This window comes from Pseudomonas sp. GGS8, assembly GCF_024168645.1.
Classification (GTDB): domain Bacteria; phylum Pseudomonadota; class Gammaproteobacteria; order Pseudomonadales; family Pseudomonadaceae; genus Aquipseudomonas.
In genome coordinates this window covers 478,149-498,550 of sequence record NZ_JALJWF010000001.1, presented here as the reverse complement: position 1 = coordinate 498,550, position 20,402 = coordinate 478,149, and the positions used below count along the sequence as shown (strand labels likewise).

At 60.4% G+C, this 20,402-nt stretch carries 17 protein-coding genes; 9 read left to right on the top strand and 8 right to left on the bottom strand.

Annotation, left to right across the window (positions count from 1 at the left end):
• The first annotated feature begins 51 nt into the window (after positions 1-51).
• The 6 genes from J3D54_RS02245 (at position 52) to J3D54_RS02220 (ending at position 7,577) form a co-directional block, all read left to right on the top strand.
• Positions 52-1,689, top strand: coding sequence for a 5-guanidino-2-oxopentanoate decarboxylase (locus J3D54_RS02245; RefSeq protein WP_253416522.1), 1,638 nt, complete (start codon positions 52-54; stop codon positions 1,687-1,689).
• Positions 1,690-1,697: 8 nt separating this feature from the next.
• On the top strand, positions 1,698-3,146 hold the full coding sequence (locus J3D54_RS02240) for an aldehyde dehydrogenase family protein (protein ID WP_253416521.1): 1,449 nt from the start codon (positions 1,698-1,700) through the stop codon (positions 3,144-3,146).
• Between the two features lie 218 nt (positions 3,147-3,364).
• Entirely contained in the window at positions 3,365-4,468 is a 1,104-nt protein-coding gene (locus J3D54_RS02235) for an extracellular solute-binding protein (RefSeq protein WP_018926559.1), read from the top strand.
• 281 nt (positions 4,469-4,749) lie between these two features.
• Positions 4,750-5,658: an ABC transporter permease gene (locus J3D54_RS02230; protein ID WP_253416520.1), complete on the top strand. Its 909-nt coding sequence runs from the start codon at positions 4,750-4,752 to the stop codon at positions 5,656-5,658.
• Positions 5,655-6,503 (top strand): ABC transporter permease, encoded by an 849-nt coding sequence (locus tag J3D54_RS02225; protein ID WP_253416519.1) that lies wholly within the window; start codon positions 5,655-5,657, stop codon positions 6,501-6,503. Before J3D54_RS02230 ends, J3D54_RS02225 begins: the two co-directional genes overlap by 4 nt.
• An 18-nt stretch (positions 6,504-6,521) precedes the next feature.
• A complete protein-coding gene (locus tag J3D54_RS02220) occupies positions 6,522-7,577 on the top strand; it encodes an ABC transporter ATP-binding protein (RefSeq protein WP_052967300.1) in 1,056 nt (351 codons plus the stop codon).
• Between the two features lie 130 nt (positions 7,578-7,707).
• On the opposite strand, the gene J3D54_RS02215 is transcribed toward J3D54_RS02220, so the two are convergent.
• Entirely contained in the window at positions 7,708-8,637 is a 930-nt protein-coding gene (locus J3D54_RS02215; protein WP_253416518.1) for an AraC family transcriptional regulator, read from the bottom strand.
• 336 nt (positions 8,638-8,973) lie between these two features.
• On the opposite strand from J3D54_RS02215, the gene J3D54_RS02210 reads away from it, so the two are divergent.
• Complete coding sequence (locus J3D54_RS02210; protein ID WP_253416517.1) at positions 8,974-9,327, top strand: putative quinol monooxygenase; 354 nt, start codon at positions 8,974-8,976, stop codon at positions 9,325-9,327.
• Between the two features lie 41 nt (positions 9,328-9,368).
• The gene (locus tag J3D54_RS02205) at positions 9,369-9,599 is read left to right on the top strand and encodes a hypothetical protein (protein ID WP_253416516.1); all 231 of its coding nucleotides are present in this window, start codon (positions 9,369-9,371) and stop codon (positions 9,597-9,599) included.
• Here J3D54_RS02205 and J3D54_RS02200 read toward each other — a convergent pair whose 3' ends face one another.
• The gene (locus J3D54_RS02200; RefSeq protein ID WP_253416515.1) at positions 9,600-10,229 is read right to left on the bottom strand and encodes a flavin reductase family protein; all 630 of its coding nucleotides are present in this window, start codon (positions 10,227-10,229) and stop codon (positions 9,600-9,602) included.
• A gap of 370 nt (positions 10,230-10,599) precedes the next feature.
• Between J3D54_RS02200 and J3D54_RS02195 the strand changes: the two genes are divergently transcribed.
• Positions 10,600-11,355, top strand: coding sequence for a hypothetical protein (locus J3D54_RS02195; RefSeq protein WP_253416514.1), 756 nt, complete (start codon positions 10,600-10,602; stop codon positions 11,353-11,355).
• Positions 11,356-11,503: 148 nt separating this feature from the next.
• On the opposite strand, the gene J3D54_RS02190 is transcribed toward J3D54_RS02195, so the two are convergent.
• The 6 genes from J3D54_RS02190 to J3D54_RS02165 form a co-directional block, all read right to left on the bottom strand.
• Positions 11,504-12,823 (bottom strand): MFS transporter, encoded by a 1,320-nt coding sequence (locus J3D54_RS02190; protein WP_253416513.1) that lies wholly within the window; start codon positions 12,821-12,823, stop codon positions 11,504-11,506.
• Positions 12,824-13,145: 322 nt separating this feature from the next.
• On the bottom strand, positions 13,146-13,982 hold the full coding sequence (locus J3D54_RS02185; protein WP_253416512.1) for an IS3 family transposase: 837 nt from the start codon (positions 13,980-13,982) through the stop codon (positions 13,146-13,148).
• Positions 13,979-14,281, bottom strand: coding sequence for an IS3 family transposase (locus J3D54_RS02180; RefSeq protein ID WP_047230570.1), 303 nt, complete (start codon positions 14,279-14,281; stop codon positions 13,979-13,981). Before J3D54_RS02180 ends, J3D54_RS02185 begins: the two co-directional genes overlap by 4 nt.
• 105 nt (positions 14,282-14,386) lie before the next feature.
• The gene (locus J3D54_RS02175) at positions 14,387-15,721 is read right to left on the bottom strand and encodes a sigma-54 dependent transcriptional regulator (RefSeq protein WP_253416511.1); all 1,335 of its coding nucleotides are present in this window, start codon (positions 15,719-15,721) and stop codon (positions 14,387-14,389) included.
• Positions 15,721-17,481, bottom strand: coding sequence for an ATP-binding protein (locus tag J3D54_RS02170; RefSeq protein WP_253416510.1), 1,761 nt, complete (start codon positions 17,479-17,481; stop codon positions 15,721-15,723). Before J3D54_RS02170 ends, J3D54_RS02175 begins: the two co-directional genes overlap by 1 nt.
• 78 nt (positions 17,482-17,559) lie before the next feature.
• Positions 17,560-20,397, bottom strand: a complete 2,838-nt coding sequence (locus J3D54_RS02165; RefSeq protein ID WP_253416509.1) for an RHS repeat-associated core domain-containing protein — start codon at positions 20,395-20,397, stop codon at positions 17,560-17,562.
• Positions 20,398-20,402: the final 5 nt, after the last annotated feature.

Below are 20,402 nucleotides of genomic sequence, written 5' to 3'. Positions count from 1 at the left end.
CATAAACACTGCGCAGGCCCGGCGTCTCAAACGAACAAAAAGGGCAAACACATGGCGACGTGCGGCGAAGTATTGGTCAAGTTACTCGAAGGTTACGGGGTCGAGCAGGTGTTCGGCATTCCCGGGGTGCATACCGTGGAGCTGTATCGCGGGCTGGCCCGTTCGAGCATCAACCACGTCACTCCGCGCCACGAACAGGGCGCCGGTTTCATGGCCGACGGCTATGCGCGCACCAGCGGCAAACCGGGTGTGTGCTTCATCATCACCGGCCCCGGCATGACCAACATCACCACCGCCATGGGCCAGGCTTACGCCGACTCGATCCCGATGCTGGTGATCTCCAGCGTGCAATCGCGCAGCCAATTGGGCGGCGGGCGCGGCAAGCTGCATGAGCTGCCGAACCAGAGCGCACTGGTCGGCGGTGTGGCGGCGTTCTCCCATACCTTGATGTCGGCGGCGGAATTGCCAGGTGTGTTGGCGCGGGCCTTCGCGCTGTTCCAGGCCGGGCGTCCGCGTCCGGTGCACATCGAAATCCCGTTGGACGTGCTGGTCGAAGAGGCCGATGATTTGCTCGCCAGCGTGCCGGTGAACATCGACCGCGCCGGTGCTTCGCCCAGCGCGATCAGCCGCATGACCGACTTGCTGGCCGGGGCCAGGCGCCCGTTGATTCTCGCCGGTGGCGGCGCCATCGATGCCGCGGCCGAGCTGACTGAACTGGCCGAGCTGCTGGATGCGCCAGTGGCCTTGACCATCAATGCCAAAGGCATGCTCGAATCCAGCCATCCGCTGCTGATCGGTTCGACTCAAAGCCTGGTGGCCACCCGTGCGCTGGTGGCTGAGGCCGACGTGGTGCTGGCCATCGGCACCGAACTGGCCGAAACCGATTACGACATCACCTTCGCCGGCGGCTTCGAAATTCCCGGCGTATTGCTGCGCGTGGACATCGACCCAGACCAGACCGTGCGTAATTACCCGCCGAAGGTGGCGTTGGTGGCCGACTCGCGCAATGCCGCCCAGGCCCTGTTGAGCGCGTTGTCCCACAAGTCGCTGGCCGAGCGCCGCAACGACTGGGGGCAGGTGCGCGCCGCTCGCTTGCGTGAGGAACTGGCCGCGACCTGGGACGCCCCAACCCTGGCCCAGACCCGTTTCCTGGAAACCGTGCTGTACGAATTGCCGAACGCGGTGTTCGTCGGCGATTCGACCCAACCGGTGTACACCGGCAACCTGACGTTCAACCCGGAACGACCGCGTCGCTGGTTCAATTCCTCCACCGGTTACGGCACCCTCGGTTACGCCCTGCCGGCGGCGATTGGCGCCTGGCTTGGTGGCAGCGTCGAAGGTGGTGCGCGGCCGCCGGTAGTGTGCCTGATCGGCGACGGCGGCCTGCAATTCACCCTGCCGGAACTGGCCAGCGCGGTGGAAGCGCGCACGCCGGTGATCGTGTTGCTGTGGAATAACCAGGGCTACGAAGAGATCAAGAAATACATGGTCAACCGCGCCATCGAGCCGGTGGGCGTGGACATCTACACCCCCGATTTCATCGGTGTGGCCAAGGCCCTGGGCTGCGCGGCCGAAGCTGTCAACAGTGTTGACAGCTTGCGTGAGGCGTTGCGCCTGGCCACCGATCGCCAGGGCCCGACCCTGATTGAAATCGATCAGACTTCGTGGATGAAGGCGGTGTCGAAATGACTTTCCGCATGACTTTCCCAACGGCACTGGATGGCCTGTACATCAACGGCCAATGGTCGGCTGGCAACGAACATTTGCGCGTGATCAACCCGGCGACCGAAGCGCTGCTGACCACCGTCAACGGCGGCGATGCACACGCTGTCGATCAGGCCGTCACCGCTGCGACCCATGCGTTCAAGCAATGGTCGAAAACCACCGGCGCCGAGCGCGGGGCGATCCTGCGCAGAATCGCCGCAGGCGTGCAGGCCAGTCGCGAACAGTTGATGAAGTTGCAGTCGAGCAACAACGGCAAACCGCTGTTCGAAGCGGCCATCGACGTCGACGACGTGATCGCCACCTTCGAGTATTACGCCGAGTTGGCTGAAGGCCTGGACGCGAAACAAGACAGCGCCGTGGCATTGCCAAGCGATGATTTCAGCGCCCGTTTGCGCCGCGAACCGTGCGGTGTGGTGGGGTTGATCGTGCCGTGGAATTTCCCGATGGTCACCACCGCCTGGAAACTCGCCCCGGCCCTGGCCGCCGGTTGCTGCGTGGTGCTCAAACCGTCTGAAGTGACGCCGCTGCCGGAGCTGGAACTGGCGACGATCATTGCCGAGGCCGGTGTGCCAAACGGTGTGTTCAACCTGGTCTGCGGCACCGGCCTGGCGGTTGGCGCACCGCTGTCGGCTGACCCGCGCATTGCCAAGATTTCCTTCACCGGCAGCAACGCGGTGGGTGTGCAGGTGATGCAGCGGGCGGCGGAAACCGTAAAAGGCGTGAGCCTGGAACTGGGTGGCAAGTCCTCGTTGCTGGTGCTCGCCGATGCCGACATCGAACTGGCGGTGGAAGTGGCCTGTGGCGGTGGTTTCTTCAACGCCGGGCAGATGTGTTCCGCGACCAGTCGCGTGCTGGTCGCCGATGAGTTGGCGGATGAGTTTGTTGCGCGATTGAAGGCCCGTGCCGAAGCCATTCGCGTGGCCGACCCGTTCGACCCGAACGTGGAAATGGGCGCGCTGGTCAATCAGGCGCAATACCAACGGGTGCTGGGCCACATCGATCGTGGTTTGAGCGCTGGCGCGAAGCTGATCTGCGGCGGCAATCGTCCGGCGGACCTGTCGCGCGGCTATTTTTTGCAGCCGACCATTTTCATCGACGCGCCCCTCGACAGTGCGTTGTGGTGCGAAGAGATTTTCGGCCCGGTGATCTGCGTGCGCAGTTTCACCTCCGAGGCTGAAGCGATTGCCCTGGCCAACGACAGCCAGTTTGGTCTGGTCGCCAGTGTGGTCACGCGCGACAGCGAGGCCGCCGATCGGGTCGCCAACGCTTTGCAGGCGGGGCTTGTGTGGATCAACGCGCCGCAAGTGATCTTCCCGCAGACCGCCTGGGGTGGCTACAAACAGAGCAGCATCGGCCGCGAATTGGGGCCGTGGGGTTTGCAGGCGTTCCAGGAAATCAAGCATGTGATTCGGGCCGTCTGACAGCACGAAAACAGTGAGCGCATGCCTCTTGATGAGGCATGCGCCAGCGTCATGGCTTCAATGAGTTTTTATCGATAGTCAGGTGTTTTGCACGACCTCAGGATGAACCCGCAGGTCAAGCTCAAGTCCTTTGAAACCGGGGACTTCAAGCCGATCTGGCCGCGCGGATGCAACGGTTGCGACCAACCTCATACTTAAAAAAACAAAGGGAGTCCTTCATGGGCAAGCATGATCTGAACAGACGTCAATTCATCAAAACCGTGGGCGTGGCGTCGGTAGCCGCGGCAGCCATGAGCATGCCGTTCATCCGGGCCAATGCCAGCGACACGCGCTTTACGGGCAAGACCCTGCGCCTGCTGACCTGGTCCGATGACACCGGCCTTGCAGCACTGCGCAATATCGCGGCGACCTTCGAAGACAAGTACGGCTGCAAGGTCATCGCTGACCGCACCGGCAGCACCTCGGAAATGGTCGCCAAACTCAAGGCCGGCGGTGATCGCCCGCAGTACGACATCATCACCCTGGCCGGCGTCGGCGCCGAAGGCCTGGCGGCCGCCAACCTGCTGGAAAAACCCGACCTCAACCGCATCCCCAACCTGGTGGATGTACCGGAGAAATACCGCACCGGCGCCAATGGCCACGGTATCGGTTACCTGCTGTGGTGTAACAGCCTGGTCTACAGCACCCGCACCCAGAAAGAAGCCCCGGACAGCTACGCTGCGATGTGGGACGCCGACCTGGCGCCGAACATTTTCCTGCCGCCGCCGAACTGGACCGAGGCTATGGACCTGATCATCATCGCCGCCAAACTGGCCGGTGGTGACGAACACAACATCGAACCGGGCTTCAAGAAACTCGCCGAGCTCAAGAGCCGCGTGGTCACCCTGGGTGAAAACCCGAACCAGATCGCCGAGCTGTTCCGCACCGGTTCTCTGGACATGGGCGGCTTGTACGCGCCGGCGTTTTTCCCGAAACAGATCCGCGACCCGGCCTACGGTCTGGGCGCCACCTTCGGCATGAAGGAAGGCTTCTACACCGACCTGATGCTCTCAGTGATGCCGAAAAATCGTCCAGGCGATACCGACCTGGCTTATGCCTTCATCAACCACTCTCTGGACCCGTTGGTGCAGGGCAAGATGGCCGAAGACATTTACAACGGCCCGGTCAACGCCAAGGCGATCATCTCCGCCGAAGCCCGCAAGAGCCCGTACATCCTCACGCCGGAGCAGATTGCCGAGAAGGCGATCATGCACGACAACGCCTTCCTGGCCACCGTACATGACCAATGGATTCGTCGTTACACGGAAATCTTTTCTTCCTGATCGAGTGGCGTACGCAAGCCCTGAGAGCACCACAAATCAAATGTGGGAGCGGGCTTTTGTGGCGAGGGGGCTTGTCGGAACGCCGCATCGCCCCGTTGGGGCGCGAAGCGGCCCTGAATCCTGTCATCGCGGTGCATCAGGTGTACCGCATGAGATGGTTTACGACTGCTTCGCAGTCGAACGGGGGCAAGCCCCCTCGCCACAAAGCCCGCTCCCACAGGGTTCGCGGTGGTTTTGAGGACTGTGTTTGCCAGCTGCTTTCCATTGACGAGACCCTTGCTATGGAACACCAACCTCTGACTCATCCGGTAAGCGCGGCACCCACGCGCATCACTCGGGGTGTCTCACCGACAGCGCGTGCGTGGCTTTTCCTGTCGCCGTCGATGCTGTTTCTCGGCGTGCTGATTGCCGCCAGCCTCCTGGTGCTGCGCATGAGCGTGGGCACCAAAGGTGCGGAGTGGTCCGGCTTCAGCCTGGCCAGTTACGCGCAATTGCTGGAACCGTACTACCTCAAATCCTTGCTGCTGACCCTGCGCCTGGCGCTGATCAGCGCGGTGATCGCGGTGCTGCTGGCGATCCCGGTGGCCTACACCATGTCGCGGTTGACCTCACCGTTTGTGCGGCGGATTTTCCTTGCGGCGGTGCTGCTGCCGTTGCTGGTCAACCTGCTGCTGCAAAGCTACGGCTGGCTGGTGATTCTCGGCCCGGGTGGGATGCTCAATCAGGCGCTGATGGGCCTGGGCCTGATCAAGCGCCCGATCATGCTGCTGTACAACCAGAACGGCGTATTGATGGGCCTGGTGCAAACCGCGTTCCCGCTGGCCGTGCTGCCGATTGCCAGCGCCATGCGCGGCGTCGCCCGCACTTACGAAGAAGCCGCCGCCACCCTGGGCGCCAGTCGCTTGCAGGTGTTTCGCCAAGTGGTGTTGCCGATGAGTTTTCCGGGGATCATCACCGGCGCAACGCTGGTGTTCGCCTACAACGCCAGCAGCTTCGTGGTGCCTTTGCTGCTCGGCGGTCGGCGCGTGCCGATGCTGGCGGTGATGGTCCATGACCAGATCGCCCCGCTGATGAATTGGCCCGCCGCGTCCGCGGCCGGTGTGGTGCTGATCGTTACCACGCTCGCCATCATGACCTTGTCCGAATACATCACTGGCCGTCGTCGGCGCATGCTGGAGGCTTCGCAATGAGCACTTTGATCAAGAAGCGTCAGTCGCTGTTGCCGGGCGATACCGGCAAGTTCGCCGGCATTCTCTCGGGCTTCATTTTGCTGCTGGCGGTGCTGCCGATCCTGACCATGATCGTCATGTCGTTCAGCGGCGCGTCGAACCTCGACTTTCCGCCCAGCAGCTACAGCCTGCAATGGTACAAGGCCGCCTGGCACACCTTCGTCTCGCCGGACGCCAGCGACGTGCTGAGCCTGGGTAAAGCCATGAGCACCAGCCTGATGGTGGCCTGCCTGACCATGATCTTCGCCACGATCATCGCGGTGCCGGCAGCCTATGCCCTGACCCGTTGCGAGTTCCGCGGTAAAGCGGTGGCGCTGCAATTGATGTCGTTGCCACTGGTGTTCCCGATGGTGGTGCTGGGCCTGGCCTTGCTGTTGGTGTTCGACAGCCTGCCGTTCCAGATCACCACCTCGCGGTTGGTGATTGCCCACGTGATTCTGGCGCTGCCGTTCGTGGTGAAGAACTGCACGGCAGCGATGCTTTCCATCGGCAGCGAAGTCGAAGAGGCCGCGCAAATGCTCGGCGCTTCACCGACTCGGGCGATTGTCGATGTGGTGGTGCCGTTGATGAAGTCGGGGATTCTGGCGGGCATGCTGCTGGCGTTCATCGTCTCGTTCAACGAATTCACCGTGACCTATTTCCTCTACACCATCGACGTCGTGACCGTGCCGATCTGGATGTACAGCCGCACCGTGTCGTCGCTCGACCCTACCGTTTTCTCGTTTGCCGTGCTGATCGTGCTGATCGACTTCGTGCTCATTTGGGCGCTGGAAAAGTTGGTTGGCGAAGGCGGCGTTTCGTTCTGATTTCTTGAGGTGATTCAAATGACTGGTCTGATTCTGGAAAACGTCGAGAAACATTACGGCTCGGCCTGCGCGGTAAAGGATGTGAACCTGCATTTGCCCGAGGGCAAACTGGTGTGTTTTCTCGGCCCGTCGGGCTGCGGTAAAACCACTTTGCTGCGGATGATCGCCGGGCTCGAAACCCTGACCGGCGGCGAGATTCGCCTGGACGGTGAAGACATCGGCCATACGCCTGCGCATCAGCGCAATTTCGGTATGGTGTTTCAATCCCTGGCGCTGTTCCCGCACATGACGGTGGGGGAGAACATTGCCTATCCGTTGAAACTGCGTGGGGTCAGCAAGGCCGATCAGCAGGCGCGGGTGGTGGAGTTGCTTGAGCTGATTCAACTGCAGGAAATGATTGATCGCCCGGTGGCAAAACTCTCCGGCGGTCAGCGTCAGCGTGTGGCGATTGCCCGGGCGATTGCCTCGCGGCCGAAAATCCTGCTGCTCGATGAGCCGCTGTCGGCACTGGACGCCAAGTTGCGCGAATCGATGCAGGTGGAAATCCGTCAGCTGCAACAGCGCTTGAACATCACTACCATCATGGTCACCCACGATCAGCGCGAAGCCATGACCATGGCCGACATCGTGGTGGTGCTGGGTGAGCATCGGGTGCAGCAGGTGGGTACACCGATTGAGATCTATCGGCACCCGGCCAATGAGTTCGTCGCGGACTTTATCGGTTCGGGGAATATTTTTCCGGCCACGGCGTTGGGCAATGGCAAGGTCAGCCTGCCGGGTGGCGATGCGCTGCAAGTGCCGATCTGCAGCAGCATTGTGGTGGGGGAGAAAGTGAAAATGCTGATTCGCCCGGAAGACCTGCAACTGTCGCAACCCCAGGCGACGGCGGGGAATCGCTTGCTGGGGAAGGTGACGTTTGTGCGGGATATCGGCGCGACCATCGAAACCACCGTCGAGTGTTCCGGGGTGTCGTTTACCGCGTTGAGCACGCCGTGCCAGGGGGTTGGGTTGAGCATTGGCAATCCTGTGTCGGTAACCTTGCCGGCTGAGGCGTGCCGAGTGCTGAGCGCCTGATCCAGATTTGATGTTGGCCTTTCTGGCCTCATCGCGGGCAAGCCCGCTCCCACAGGGTTCCGTGTACACCGGTCCGTGTGGGAGCGGGCTTTCCCGCGATGAGGCCATCGGCCACACAACAAATGCCGGATCAAATCGACAACCGCAACCGCGCCAGATCCCGCAACGGTGGCGCCCCGAACAATCGGCTGTACTCCCGACTGAACTGCGAAGGGCTTTCATACCCCACCCGATAACCCGCCGCCGACGCTTCCAGCCCTTCTGCCAGCATCAAGCGCCGCGCTTCTTGCAGGCGCAGCTGTTTCTGATACTGCAACGGACTCATCGCCGTCATCGCCTTGAAGCGGTGATGCAGCGTCGACACGCTCAGGTTCACTTCCCGCGCCAGATCGTCGATGCGCAGCGGTTGTTCATAGTTGCCGTTGAGCCATTTGATCGCCTGGCTGATGCGATGGCTCTGGCTGTTGGCGATGGCAATCTCATACAGTCGATGGCCCTGCTGGCTGCGCAACAGCCGATACAGAATCTCCCGGCGAATCAGCGGCGCCAGCATGGCGATGTCTTTGGGGGTGTCCAGCAAACGCACCAGACGCAGCACGGCATCGAGCATGGCCGAGTCGATCCGCTCGACATACAGGCCGCGCCCCGTGGGCCGTGTGGGCACGCCGATGGGGCCGGCGTCGGCAATCAGTGCGGTGATTTCCGCCGGATCGATGTCCAGCCGCACCGCGAGGATCGGTTCGTCAGGCGAGACATTCACCACCCGCCCACTCAAAGGCATCGAGACCGACACCACCAGGTAATTCAGCGGGTCGTAATTGAAGTGTTCGTCCGCCAACCGAACTTCCTTGCGTCCCTGGGCCATGATGCACAGGGCCGGTTGGGCCAGCCCCGGGGCGAAATCATGGGATTTGCTGTGACGCGACATGAACAGCGAACCGACGGCAGTGGCGTAGGAGCCATCGTCCATGGTGTTGCGACGGATGAGGTCGGCCAGTTCCGCGCGCTGTTTTTCCATGTCAGCGGGAAGCGGAGCCTGAAAGTGATCGAGCGACGACATGCAGGGAATCCTCCGTGAAGTGTTGGTCTTGGGCCGAGCTTAAATTTGTGCAAGGGACAGCGGTAGACACATCCTGTCAAAAGCTTGCCTGATTCTGCGCGGGGTGAATACGCGGCGCTGTTATGGCAAGGCAACGCCGGTGAAACTTGCTTGAAAGTCATGTTGCAGCGGTGTGACAGTGTTTTACCTATTGTTATAGGCGTTGGGTGCAGCCGCGCAGGATTGTGCAATAAGCCGGCAGAAATCGACTAACGGTGACTGTGATGCGCCGCCTAATCTTGGATCCTGTCGCAGCCCGTCCCACGGCTGCCACTCGACTCCCTGGGAGGGTTGAACATGTCTACGCAGATCCCCGTCAGTCATATGGCCTTCGTTCGCGCCCGCGCCGGGCGTTCGGTAGAACTCGGCGCGCGCCTGAGCAGCCTGATCGAGCCGTCGCGCAACGCATCGGGTTGCCTGAGCTTCGCCCTGCAGCACTCGCAATGCGATCCCGAGTTGTGGCTGGTGTCCGGTTTCTGGGCCAGCCAACAGGCGATGACCGCTTACTTCGGCAGCCCGGCAATGCAGATTTTTGCCGAGCTGGTGCAGGATATGGTGGTCAACAGCCTGGATTTCCATACCTTCAAGGATGTCTCGGCGACCCAGGCCCTCGGTCAGTCCCAGGCAGCGGTACACAAACTGGCCGGTTGAGGGTTTAATGGCGCAACTCTCCATTAGCCAGGATGCGCAACATGGCACGTAAAGCCTTTGAACACTTTGAAGCCGTTTCAGCAGTAGTACCGGGCGAGGGCGGCTACCACGCTGCGATTGCCGTCAAAGCCCTCGGTGGTGCCGGTGCCCCGGTTTTTCACAAAGTGCTGGAAGGCCAGACTTTCAAGACCGCTCATGAAGCCGATGAGGCCGCGGCCAAAAAGCTGACCCACCTCAAAGACGTCAAAGAAGACGCCGACCTGCTCTGGTAATCACTTTACCGCCCCTGGGCGGAACATCTTGAACAGTGCCTCCGGCCCCAGCTGGAAGTAGTCCGCCGGCCCGCCGCCGCGCAGAATCGGTTCTGCCGCGGCGGTGTCGTACACCCCATCCTTCAACAGCCATTTGGCGATGTGCACGGCGACCACTTCGCCGAGAATCAGCCAGCTCGGCACCACTTCCTTGTTGGCGCGTTGCAACTGAATGATCTGCGTGACCTTGCACTCGAACGACACCGGGCTTTCGGCGACCCGTGGCACCTGAATGATTCTCGACGCGGCGGTGGTCAGCCCGGACAGTTCGAACTCATTGACCTGCGGTCCGACCATGGCGCAGCTCTGATTCATTTGCTCGGCCAGCGGACGCGTCGCCAGGTTCCAGGCGAATTCGCCGGTCTGCTCGATGTTGTTCAGGCTGTCTTTGCGCCCGACACTGGAAAAACCGATGATCGGCGGGATGTAGTTGAAGGCGTTGAAGAAACTGTAGGGCGCCAGGTTCAGGCGTCCATTGGCGTCCTGGGAGGAAATCCAGCCGATGGGGCGCGGGCCGACGATGGCATTGAACGGGTCATGGGGCAGGCCGTGGCCGTTGGCGGGTTCGTAGAAATGGATGTCGTCGGGCATACAGTGAATTTCCTGGGGCGTTCGGTAGGTGATCATGGTGCAAGGGCCAGCGGCAGATTTCCAGTCCATCCTCGATCACTGTGGGAGCGGGCTTTGTGTCGATCCGGTATTTTTGCTTTCCCCCAGAAATGACTAAGCCCGGCCAAGGCCGGGCTGTGGTGTTGCGTGCAAGATCAGTTGGTGCGAGCTGCGTCGGTGCGATCGACGCTGTCGGTAGCGACTGGTATTAACCAGCGATTAATCGGCTCTTTTGCCTAAGTGACAGAATTTTCATCCTGCACTTACCTATTTTTCACTGCTCCACCGCCAGTCTGCGCACCGATCAATAACCTGAAGAAACGACCGCCATGAACACTGGAGCTCACCTTGAATGAATAAACTTCCTCAGATCACCCTCGCGTTCTGGATCATGAAAATCTGCGCGACGACCCTGGGTGAAACCGCGGGGGATTTGTTGTCGATGACCCTCAATGTTGGTTACGCCATCAGTTCGCTGATTCTGATCAGTGTATTTGTACTGACGCTGGTCACGCAGTTGATGTCCAAAAGCTACAAGCCGGTGCTGTACTGGATCGTGATTCTGTCGACCAGCACCGCCGGTACCACCATGTCGGACTTCATGGACCGCACCCTTGAATTGGGCTATGCCACGGGCTCGATGATCCTGATTGCGATTCTGTTGGGGATTTTCGCGGCCTGGCGCTTGAGCGGTGATTCGCTGAACGTCACCAAGGTGCAGACCTTCCGGGGCGAGATGTTCTATTGGATGGCGATTCTGTTTTCCAACACCTTGGGCACTGCACTTGGCGATTACCTGGCCGACGATTCGGGCCTGGGTTTTGCCGGCGGCGCACTGCTGATCGGCTCGACCATTGCGCTGGTGGTGCTGTTGAAATACTTCACGAAGATTTCGTCGGTGCTGCTGTTCTGGGTGGCGTTCGTGCTGACGCGGCCATTCGGCGCGACCTTGGGCGACTTCCTGACCAAACCTCATGCAAAGGGTGGCCTGGATTTCGGCACCATTGGCTCGTCGCTGGTGTTGGCGGGGATTCTGGTGGTGATGATTGCAGGGGCGTCTTACGTGCAGGGCAAGTACGCGAAGCAGACCGCGGCCGAGTTGACCTGAAACCGAGGCGTCCCCATCGCAGGCAAGTCGAATCGTCGCACCGCCGCTCCCACAGGGATTTATGTCGTTCACATAACCTGTGGGAGCGGCGGTGCGACGATTCGACTTGCCCGCGAAGAGGCCGGTACAGCCGCCCTCAATGTTGCTGTCAGTCGGTTTCGATCCGCGAATGCTTGCGGGTGTCTTTCATGGTCACGTACACCAGCAACGACACCGCAATGCACGCGGTGACATACCAGTAGTAACCGGTTTCCATGCCGATGCTCTTGAACCACAGCGCGATGTATTCAGCGGTGCCGCCGAAGATCGACACGGTCAGTGCATACGGCAGGCCAACGCCCAGGGCACGGATTTCGGTCGGGAACAGTTCGGCTTTGACCACCGCGTTGATCGAGGTGTAGCCGCTGACGATGATCAGCGCCGCCATGATCAGGAAGAACGCGCCCCACCAGCTCTGGATGGTGTGCAGGGTGGTCAGGATCGGTACGGTGAACAGCGTCCCGAGAATGCCGAAGGCAATCAGGATCGGCCGCCGACCGACTTTATCCGACAGCCCGCCGATGATCGGTTGCAGGCACATGAACAGGAACAGCGTGGCCGCGGAAATCGTGGTGGAGTCGGAAATGCTCATGCCGACGGTGTTCACCAGGTATTTCTGCATGTACGTGGTGTAGGTGTAGAACGCCAGCGTACCGCCCATGGTCAGGCCGACCACGGTCATCAGTTCCTTGGGATGGCGCAGCAAGGTGCGCATGGCGCTTTCCTTGGCTTTCTCTTTCTTGGTGAACGACTCGGTTTCTTCCATGCCACGACGCAGGTACAGCGCGACCACGGCACACAGCGCGCCGATGGCGAACGGAATGCGCCAGCCCCAGGCGTACAGCTCTTCGGTGGTCAGGAAATTTTGCAGCACGATCAGCACACCCAGGGCGATGAGTTGGCCGGAGATCAGCGTGACGTACTGGAAGCTGGAGTAGAAGCCGCGACGTTCCTTGGTCGCCATCTCGCTGAGGTACGTGGCCGAGGTGCCGTATTCACCACCCACCGACAAACCTTGCAGCAGGCGGGCGAGCACCAACAGGATCGGCGCGCCGATACCGATGGTTTCATAGCCCGGGCTCAGGGCGATCAGCAGCGAACCGAAGCACATCAGATAGACCGAGGCCATCAACGCACGTTTGCGACCTGCCTTGTCGGCGTAGAGACCCATCAGCCAGCCACCGATCGGGCGCATCAAAAAGCCAACGGCGAAGATTGCGGCGGTGTTGAGCAGTTGAGCAGTGGTGTCGCCTTTGGGGAAGAAGGCTTTGGCGAAGTACAGAGAGAAGGCGGCGTAGACGTACCAGTCGTACCACTCGACCATGTTGCCGACAGAGCCGCTGAAGATCGATTTGATCCGGCCAGCAGTGGTTTTTTCTTTGACCGGCACGGCAGCCGACCCAAGAGGCAGGGCGTTGGAGTTATCCATTGAAGGATCCTTCGTTTAATTGTTTTTGTGGAGCGCGTTTAAACGCAGCCTGCAGGGGCTATAGCAGGAGCTGTGCCAAGGGGAGGAGGGCCGGTTTAGAGGGGGTGGGAGGTTTTGTTGAGCGGAAATCCGCTTATCGTAGAGGATCGGTGAGCGGAAAGTTGCTTATTCTGGGCTTGGATTTGCTGTGCCTGTTGCTGACCTCATCGCGGGCAAGCCCGCTCCCACAGAATCGGTTTCATGCACAAAATCTATGTTCGACTCGGTCATTGTGGGAGCGGGCTTGAACTGGTCAAGTAATTCTGGACACCAGTTAAGGTTTTCACGCCGCCAGTTTCTCCATAGCTACCGGCGACCGGTAATCGTTGTAGCTATGGAGCCTGACGTTGTTGTATCGCATCACATAACGCTGCACATCCACGCGGGCTTCATGCTCCGAGCTGTAGCCATCTTCTGGCACCCACTCTGACTTCAGGCTCCCAAAGAAACGCTCCATCGGGGCATTGTCCCAGCACTCACCTTTACGACTCATGCTGTGCAGGAGTCCATGCTTGCGCATCTCATTCCTGAATTTGTGGCTGGTGTATTGGCAGCCTTGATCAGAGTGAAACAGCACCTCTTTTGGACGGCCTCGCAATTGGACCGCCATCCGCAACGCTTCGCAGGTCAACGTGGCATCGGAAATCATTGAAAACGACCACCCCACGATCCGGCGAGCAAACAGATCCAGCACCACCGCGAAATACATCCAGCGCTTGCCAACCTTGATGTACGTCACATCGCCACACCACACCTGGTTGATCGCCGTGACATCAAACTTGCGCTTGAGTACATGCGGCGCCACCAGCGCTTCCACGCCGGAAGATTTGTACTTGTGCCGCCGCCGCTGATGACTGGCAACCCCGGCTTCACGCATCAAACTGCGAGCCATATGTCGCCCGACACGATGCCCCTTGGCTTGCAGCTCCTTGGAAAGGGTGCGAGAGCCTGCGGACGCTCTGGACTCCTTGTGATGCTCGACCAGCACGGCTTTGAGTTTCTCCCGCTCAGGCTTCACCTTGCCTTGGCGCTGACGCCAGGCGTAAAAGCTGCTGCGGTTGACTCCAAACGCCCGACAGCAATTGTTAACGCCGTACTGCTCGTCCAGCTCATTGATCAACGAGAATGATCTTTGGAGTCCAAAAGCAGGAGAGCACTGGCCTTTTTTAGGATTTCAATGTCCAGGTCTTTTTGCCTGAGCAACGCTTTGAGCTGCTGAATCTCTCGCTGATCGGCGGTAATTGCCTTAGCCCCCTCCGGGGTCGAACCCAAGCGCTCTTTGCGAACCTGGTCGACCCAACGGCGCAAGGCGGTAGGGCCAATATCCAGACTGGCACAGACTTCGGGAACTGACTGGCCCTCGTCCAGCACCATGCTGGCGGCCTTGAGCTTGAATTCACTGGAATAAGATTTACGCATATCCAAACACCTCAGATTTGGGCGCCATCATAGCGCCCGATTGAAGTGTCCAAAATCATTAGGCCAGTTCAGCTTGCCCGCGATGAGGCCCAGACACCACAAGATTCAGCTGTCCTGCACAAACATCTCCCGGCTCAAGCCATGGCGCTGCATCTTTTCATTGAAGGTGCGGCGCGGCAGTTGCAGTTCTTCAAGCACCGCTTTCACATCGCCCTTGTGCCGGGTCAATGCCGCGCGCAAGCAATGGGCTTCGAACGCTTCCGCCTGCGCCGCCAGCGACTGGCCGGGATCGATCCCCGCCGGTTCCTGTTCGCCGAGGCCCAGCACCTGGCGTTCGGCGACGTTCGCCAGTTCACGCACATTGCCCGGCCAATCGTGGCTCAGCAGATGGCTCAATTGCGGCCCACTCAACGGTGGAAATGTACGGCCAAGGCGTTCGGCAGCGCTTTGCGCGAAGAACTCGAACAACAGTGGAATGTCCTCACGCCGCTCGCGCAACGGCGGCAGCCGCAGCTCGGCGACGTTCAGGCGATACGCCAAATCTTCGCGAAAACGCCCGGCCCGGGCTTCATCCAGCAAGTCGGGCTTGGTCGCGGCGATGATCCGCAGATCCACGTGGATACTCTGATTGGAGCCCAATCGCTCAAGCTTCTGCTCCTGCAACACCCGCAGCAGTTTCACTTGCTGGGCCAGCGGCATGCTTTCGATTTCATCGAGAAACAGCGTGCCGCCGTCGGCGTATTCAAGCTTGCCGATGCGCTTGCCTTGGGCGCCGGTGAACGCGCCGCTCTCATGGCCGAACAGTTCGGCCTCGAACAACTGCTCGGGAATCGCCGCGCAGTTCAAGGCGACGAAGGGTTTGTCGGCGCGGGGGCCGAAGTCGTGCAGGCAACGGGCAACCAGTTCCTTGCCGCTGCCGGTTTCGCCACGGATCAACACATTGACCGGCAGCGCCGCCAGATCCAGCACCTGCCGGCGTAGTGTCTGCAAGCCACGGGAGACACCCAGCAAGGTGGCATCGAGTTTGGCGCGATTGTCCGCCTGTTCGTGCAGGGCACGGTTTTCCAGCACCAGACGGCGCTTGTCCAGCGCCCGGCGCAGGCTGCTCAGCAGGGTTTCCGGGCTGAAGGGTTTTTCGAGGAAATCGTAGGCGCCATCGCGCATCGCTTCGACGGCCATCGGCACATCGCCGTGACCGGTCAGCAAAATCACCGGCAAATCGGCGTCGCGGCGCTGCACTTCGGCCAGCAGCTCCAGCCCGGTCATGCCAGGCATGCGCACGTCGCTGAGAATCACGCCGGGGTAGTGTCTCGGCAGTTGCGCCAGGCATTCATCGGCACGGCTGAACAGTTGCACCTCGAACCCCGACAGGCTCAGCCACTGTTCGACGGCGCTGCGGATGCTGCTTTCGTCATCGACCACCATCACCGAGTTGAGCATCAGCCGGATACCTCCAGATCAATGGGCAGCGTCAGGGTGAATACCGCGCCTTTTTCGCCATTATCGGCGCTCAGGCGTCCGCCCGCTTCGTGGACGATGGCAAAAGACACCGCCAGCCCGAGGCCCAAGCCATCGCCCACCGGTTTAGTGGTGAAGAACGGATCGAACACCTGGCTCAAGTGTTCTTCGGCAATACCGCCGCCATTGTCGATGACATTCAAGCGCCACAGCTGTTCATCGGCTTCGAGGCGAATCTCCAGACGCTTGCAGGGTTTGCCCTGCATGGCGTCCAGGGCGTTGCGCAGCAGGTTGATCAGCACCTGTTCCAGACGAATCGCATCGCCACGCACCCAGGCCGGGCGGGTCAGGTGCAGCACCATGCTGACCTGTTCATCGCGCAGGCGCGCGTCGAGCAATTGCAGGGCCTGATCCACCACCGCCGCCAGATCCAGCCGTTCGCGCAAACCGCTGGGGCTTTTGCGCGCGAAGGTTTTCAGGTGGCCGGTGAGGGCGGCCATGCGCGTGAGCATGTCGTCCACCGGTTTGAGCGCTTTGTAGGCGTCGTCGACCCGGCCGTGATCGAGTAGCAGCCTCAGCGTAGCAAGCTGCATGCGCTGGGCGGTCAGGGGCTGATTGATTTCATGGGCGAGGGCGGCCGACATCTGGCCGAGGGCCGCGAGTTTGGCCGATTGCACCAGACCGTCCTGAGCGGTGCGCAGGTCGCGGGTGCGTTCTTCCACCAGTTGTTCGAGTTCTTCGCGGCTGCGTTGGCGCATTTTTGCCAGGCGCCAGCGTTGGTTAAGGAACAGCAACAGAAACACCAGCGCCAGCCACAACCCGGCAGCGGCGAGCGCGGCGTTACGGGCGTCTTCGAAGGCGACTTGCGGGCGGCGCAGCAGGTGCAAGGTCCAGCCTTCGGTGGTCAGCGGCAGTGATTCCCACAGGTAGTTTGCCGTGCCGTCAGGGCCGACGACGCGCGCCAGATCGCTGGTGTCGTCAAAGCGCTGCAGCGATTGGTAGTCCAGCGGTGTCAGCGGTTGTTTGTCGTATTGGCGGGTGGCCTTGAGCTCGGTGTGATCGCTGTCGTTCAACGGCTTCAACAGGCGATAACGCCAGCCCGGCTGATTGGCGATAAAGATGATCCCGCGTGCATCGCTGACCAGCAACGTGTCGCTGCCCTGACGCCATTCGCGCTCCAGCTCCGGAAACTCGAGCTTCACCACCATCGCGCCAAGGAACTCGCCACTGTCGCTGGTCACCGCGCTGGACAGGAAGTAGCCAGGAATGCCGCTCGTTACGCCCACCGCGTAAAAACGCCCGGTGCCCTGGGTGCGGGTCTGGCTGAAGTAGGGGCGAAAACCGTAGTTGTGGCCGACGTAACTGCTGGGCAAACGCCAATTGCTGGCGGCCACGGCCAGGCCGGTGCGGTCGAGCAATTCCAGGGTCGAGGACTGCGCGGCGCCGTTGATTTTTTCCAGTTTGCGATTCAGTGCGTCCTGTTGCTCAGCCGTTACCGAGCCATCGAGCGCGCCGCGCAACTCCGGGTCCAGCGCCAGCACGGCGGGCAGGGCGCGGTAGCGGTCGATCAGGGTGTGTAGGGAATTGGCGTACAGCGCCAGTTGCTGATTGGCGCGGGCGGCGTCCTCGACCAGCGCCTGGCGTTCGGCGTGACGCAGGGCGAAACCGGCCGCCAGCGCGGCACCGGCGAGGATCAGCAAGGTGTACAACAACAAGCGCAAGGGGCGGGGAATGGGCAGCATGCTGGACGAACGGAATTAGGACGGGCAGGCACCATACCATGGGTGCGCTTGCCGCTTCTCACTTCCCCTATCGCCCATTCAGACTACGCTGAACTGCCTTGATCGAGAGTGCAGCATGGTTCGCGTGTATTCCAGTTCGTTGACCACCGAGTTGGTTGCGCTTCGCAGGCTTTCGACGGTATCGCCGTTGTCGCCAAAGTAACTGAACGTGTGCATGGCGCTAACGCCTGCCTCGGCGAAATCTTTCTCAAGTTTGTCCATGTCCCCGTTCAATGCCTCGATCAGTTTCAATAGATTGCTGTCGGCCTTGGCTATTTTCTCTGGAGACAACTCGGTGCCCGCGCCCGCCACCTCATGCGCGATTTCCACGGCGCCCAGTAGCCCGCTGACCGCAGCACTGGCGCTGCCGGCAACGTCAGGCGCGGCAGCCTTGAGTATCAGACCCGCTCCAGTGCCGGTTGCCTCCTTGGCGCCTTTGAGCATGTTTTTTTGCGAGGAAAGGTTCATGTTGGCGAATTTTTGCTTAACGTAATCCATGAAGTTGAGGGTTTTATACTCGGCTTTGGTGATGATTTTTTCGGGGGACAATTTGCTCGCCTTGAGCTTGACCGAAGCGCTTGCACCCGTACGCTCAGCCACATAATCCACCGCCAGACTGACCGCTTTCTTGACACCGAAACCCAGTGCAGCACCCATTACATTACCCACCCCCGGTGCTACCGCCCCCAGTGCCTGTGCTCCGACGCCGACCGCTATGCCGGCGCCGTAACTCACGCCCTGTCCCACCAGAAGCACGGCGGTGCGTCGGGCCGCAGACAGCGCGTGATCGCCGACTGAGCGGTGGTTGAGAATCTGTTGTTGAGCATCCAGCGCCCGCCGCTTCGATATCCCGAGAATATTGATATGGCGGTTAATGCTGTCCGACAAATTCCTTCTGGTGACAGATTGCGCTTGCATGGCGGCGCTGTCGGTTTTGCGGGAATCCCGTTGTTCAGGCGTTTCAATAAACTGATCCATGAAGTCGCCCAGCCCCAGCCCGCCGATGTCGACAAAGGCCACGGGATTGTTTTTCACGAACACATACAGATTCAACCCGTCCACATCGCCTGCCGGGTCGGGACAGATCCACCGCCACAACCACGGCGCGTAATACCGGGCGCCATAGTAATAAAGCCCGCTGCAGTCCATTTCCTTGCCGGAATACCGAATGGTTTTGTAATCGGCCTCCACCTCTGAACGCGCCGCCCACCACGCCGTACCGCCAAACGCGTAATAGAACTCAAGACTGATCAAGGCGCCATGGCGATCCAGTTCCAGTGCGCAGGAACCCAGGTGGTCGTCGAGGTTGTAGCGCAGCTGATCCGGTTCCAGATCATCGGGACCTGCGCTGACCCAGTGCAAGCATCGAACGCTGCCAAAGGCGAGTGGCAGGCTAATGACGTGCAACACGCGACCGTCGTCGCGGGTGTGAATGTCCAGCCCCGGCAGGTAAAGGACTTCCCGGGTGTGAGTCATTGACCGGGTGTGGGTGACGTGGCGTTTGCAGACACGTTCGCCCTGGCTGTAGAGGTAGGTTTCTTCATCGTCCGCCAGGCCATTGCTGTGGCTCAGCAGCGTGACCTTCGTTAATTGATCCCGGGCATTCCAGTTCAGGGGGGGCGCGCCGTCCTGCAGATAGAGCTGGTTGCCGTTCGGGTCGAAGAGCTCTTTGAAGTCCGGGTCTGGATCATCCGGCTTGCGGCGAACGCCACGGTTACTGTGCGGATCGATGCGCATGTGCTGCGTGAAGTTATTACCGTCGCGTTGATGGCGAAGTTCGATCAGGTTGTTGCTCGTATCGTAAGTGTAGTGTTCGCTGTAACTGTATCGACGTCCGGGGTCGATGGGCTGAACGAGCTCCGGTAAACCGGGTTTCAGATTGGGCACTTCGGCCTCGAAACCACTGGCACTGATCAATCGGTACAGCGAGTCGTAGTCATATTCCCGAAGGCCCTCCACGCGTTGGTTGGCGAAGTAAATGGTGGGAAGCGTGTGATCTTCGATACGCAGGATGTTGCCCATCCGGTCATAGGTGTAATGCAGGTCCTGCTGCAATGCGTCGTTGGGTTTACCGGAGGTGAGCGTACAGAGACGACCGTTCGCCGGATCGTAAGTCCATTGGGTGCGCACACCGTTGCCGGCAATTTGCACCTCGATCTGACCGGCGGCGTTGTACTGTGCATCCTGCAGGACAGGTTCTGGTTGACCGTTCTTGAGTTGCAATATCACCTGGTTGAGCTGCCCGGCAATGTCGTAGTGCAGGTCTTGCTGATGCTCACCAGCATCGGTCTGAGTCAGTATCGCCCCCAGCGGGCTGTAGGTCCGGCTGCTGACAAAGGTACCCGAATCGGCAATCGTTCGGCTTTCGGCCAATGATTGGCCGTGCAGTCCGAAACTGTTGAACTCGATCGACCCTGACACATCGTCGTGTCTGATCAGCTGTCCACGCAGATTGCGAGCCGAATCAGCCAAAGCGTCGGCGTAGGTGAATGTGTCGACGCCCGGTTGGCCGTTTTCTTCCACGGCGAGCGGGCGCAATTGATCATCGTAAAGGGTGCTCCAATGATTGCCGCGCGGGTCCCAATGGCGCAGTTCCTGACCGGCCAGACCGAACAGGGTCACCCGCGAGCCAGAGTCCACGCTGGCCGTCTTGACGGTTTCACCTGACAGGCTATGGACGTGGCACGTATTGGGTATGGACAGCCGCGGATCCCATTGTTCGGCCAGGTGCCCGGCAGGGGTGTAGATGAGTCGGGTGATACGTGCTTCCACGTCACCACCGGCTTCTGTGCGCAGGTACGCCACCTGACGAATGGGCAAGCCTCTTGCGTCAGTAGCTGTCAGGTCCGGGGTTCTGGCAGAAACAGTGGCGGTCATTTATT